Source organism: Bradyrhizobium jicamae (assembly GCF_001440395.1).
Taxonomy (GTDB): domain Bacteria; phylum Pseudomonadota; class Alphaproteobacteria; order Rhizobiales; family Xanthobacteraceae; genus Bradyrhizobium; species Bradyrhizobium jicamae.
The window spans coordinates 1,133-3,799 of the sequence record NZ_LLXZ01000109.1; the positions used below are offsets into that span (position 1 = coordinate 1,133).

The following is a 2,667-nucleotide window of genomic DNA, read 5'->3' on the forward strand; positions in this document are numbered from 1 at the left end:
GCCTATCCAGGATCGCCAGCGGGGCACGGGGAGCGAGATAACGTGATCCCGACCGGGCAGGCGGCCCGGCACGCGCCCGGGCTGGGCCTAAGCCGACCATTTGTCTTCCTCGCGCCGCGCCTCATCTTCGTTGAGACGATCCGCGACGTCCTCAGCCACAGCTGGATCTGCCGTTTCTGCGATCGGGGTACCGTCCTGCTTTTTGATCTTCCTCCCTTCCGCGTTTATCGGGAAGTCTTCGGGCTTGAGGGGCTTGTCGTTATCGGGCATGGGGTGTCCCCTTCTCTGCAGCTCTTTCCTCACCGAAGCTGCGGCGTTACCGACTTTGTCGATCGCTGAGAAGAGATCGCTCTTCGAAACGCCGAGCGCCTTCGTCCAGTACTTCACCTGCTTGGGATCTTGCACCTCGATCTTGCTGCGGTCGGGGGTCGTTCTTTTGGTTCCGCTTACCATAGATGCTCCACTGGCGACCGCTTAGGACGGCGGAGATCAACCTACCCTTGAAAATTTTCCGCTGACCCGTTGCCGCGGCGGGACGAGGAACGATCGCGATTCGCTAGCACCGGACCTCGTTGGCGAGATCCTGGGACATGCCGCGGATGGCACCCACAGCGACGTCGAGCCGCTGCTTGTCGCAACCAGTCACCGCGGGATCGTCTTGTCATACCGGATTGAACGTCCTAACACATTGGCCGTTCCTACAGCCCTTTTCTCAATCCTCGGCAAGTAGCCCGACCTGCTGATACCGCCGCGCACATTAACGACTGGCTGCAATCGCCCGGTCTGCAGCCGCCGAAACCGTAAGGCTATCCGTTGCGCAGCGTTGCGGAATATCTCGAGCGGGCAGCCGAGTACGACGAGCTTGCGGCGGCGACCGTTGAGGTTTTTCGAAAGCGATATGCCGATATCGCAGCGTGTTATCGCTTACTTGCCAAAGACCGAGAATGGCTGATCAGCACTGGCGCCGTCGAGAGCAAACAGACCGCCCTAGGTCGCTGAGTTTTCTTCGCTGTGCTGGAGCCGCTCAATCTCGAATGTCCACCTGACCTTCAGGAGCGACCCGCGGTCATCCCGAACTTGAATGCTCATGCGGTGGTCTGCGCCACGTTTGCCCATCGCATCCAAAGCCATTTCAGCCAGAGTGAGGGTGGCCTCCTCCTGCATGGCCTCAAAAGAGGATAGTTCGCGACCTTCGTCGTCAGTTTGCAACGTGTCGCCGTCGCGAATGTCAAAATAGTAATGGCGCATCGAAGCCCCCCGTTCCGGATGTCACGGGCCAAGCCCCAGCTCCGGAGGTTGCAGAGCTGAGGCTGTTGTAGCGGTTCAGCCCTCACCCAGGGGCTGAAGCGGTATCGCAACATTGCGGCGTGGGTCTCCGCTACAACAAAAGTTAGTTGCGTTGCACTTTTTCGATTCCGCGGAAAGCGTTCATCTGGAACGGCTATGTCGACACAAGCGCCATTCGCGGACAACCCAGCGCGGCTTTAAGGCTAGCGTGGCGGCCAGGTTGCTTTCTAACGCGAGAAGGGCCTCAGCAGCGGCGCTGAGACCCCTCTGGCGAGGCTGAGGAGGAGGCCGTCGCACCTGGGGAAGATGCGATATCGCTTCAACCCAGCTCTCTTGAACACGTTCCTAACAGCGCCAAGCCCAGTACAATACGCTTGCGGCTAGCGGCAGCGCCGGACTATTCCCGCAGGCTGGCTTGACCACTCACTCTCTCATCCTTTTTTCTTGAACTGGCGTGCGCACGTCAGCAGACCTGCCGGTCTTACCAACCGTTGCGGGCGGACCGCCTCCGCCAGCGGTGCCGGCGCTGCCTGCACCCCCTGCTCCTCCAGCACCTTGGGCTACGGCCAACGTTGAACCGAACGCAAAGGACAATGCGACCGCGATCGCTGATATTTTCATTACCGTTGGCGCGACGCATCGACGGCATTTTAGCCGCACGGCGGCTCCTAGAACACGCTCGCGCGTTCCAACCGATCCAGGACGGCCGAATATATATCGAGCAAATCAACCACCCTTTTCTGTTCGGTGACAGGGCGACGCCGGCGGGATATTCGGCGGGCCTTGCGCACGCGATCTCGCATGGCTGGCTCGAATTGCACGAGAGCGGCACGTTTGTGAAGCTAACGCAGAGCTGCGTGGATCTATTCGCGTAACACCATGGGGGCCCCTAGATACCGGCGGCGCCTAACACAACGAAAAGCCCGGCTCAGCGAGCCGGGCCAATCGCGAATTAAATACACGTGCTGAAAAGACCGACATTGAAGCACTCATCAATTCAGGTGTCTGTTCGAACGACGACTCAGGAGAACGCTTTTCGGGAAAAAATGGCAATTCTCGAAACGGGCTCGCCTAGCACCAAGAGCCTCAGCTCCGGGACGTGGAGCTGAGGCCCTTGAGGGCCAGCCCTTCACCCACAAAGGGCTACTTCAAAATCACAGCGACAGCCGTAGCCCGCTATAACAAAAGTTAGCCGAGCGGAACGCAATGACTGCACCGACATTGGATTCCTTTGCTCGCGGGAAACTCGATGCGGTACTGTCCTCGGTGCGACAACACTCGCTGGGTCTGTGAAAATCACCTCGAACGGCCGTTCTTGGGAGACAGGGCCTGTGGTTGCGGCGGCGCCGGCGCACCTTGCCCGAGCTGCAATAGAAATTC

2 protein-coding genes are annotated in these 2,667 nt (G+C 59.4%); both read right to left on the bottom strand.

Features of this window, described 5'->3' with window-relative positions:
* Positions 1–87 precede the first annotated feature (87 nt).
* Positions 88–453: a DUF3606 domain-containing protein gene (locus CQ12_RS47445; RefSeq protein ID WP_347337434.1), complete on the bottom strand. Its 366-nt coding sequence runs from the start codon at positions 451–453 to the stop codon at positions 88–90.
* Between the two features lie 534 nt (positions 454–987).
* A complete protein-coding gene (locus tag CQ12_RS17815; RefSeq protein ID WP_057836612.1) occupies positions 988–1,248 on the bottom strand; it encodes a DUF6894 family protein in 261 nt (86 codons plus the stop codon).
* Positions 1,249–2,667 lie beyond the last annotated feature (1,419 nt).

Coding starts and splice junctions, on each gene's coding strand:
- CQ12_RS47445 (WP_347337434.1), bottom strand. CDS start 453: ATGGTAAGCGGAACCAAAAGAACGACCCCCGACCGCAGCAAGATCGAG.
- CQ12_RS17815 (WP_057836612.1), bottom strand. CDS start 1,248: ATGCGCCATTACTATTTTGACATTCGCGACGGCGACACGTTGCAAACT.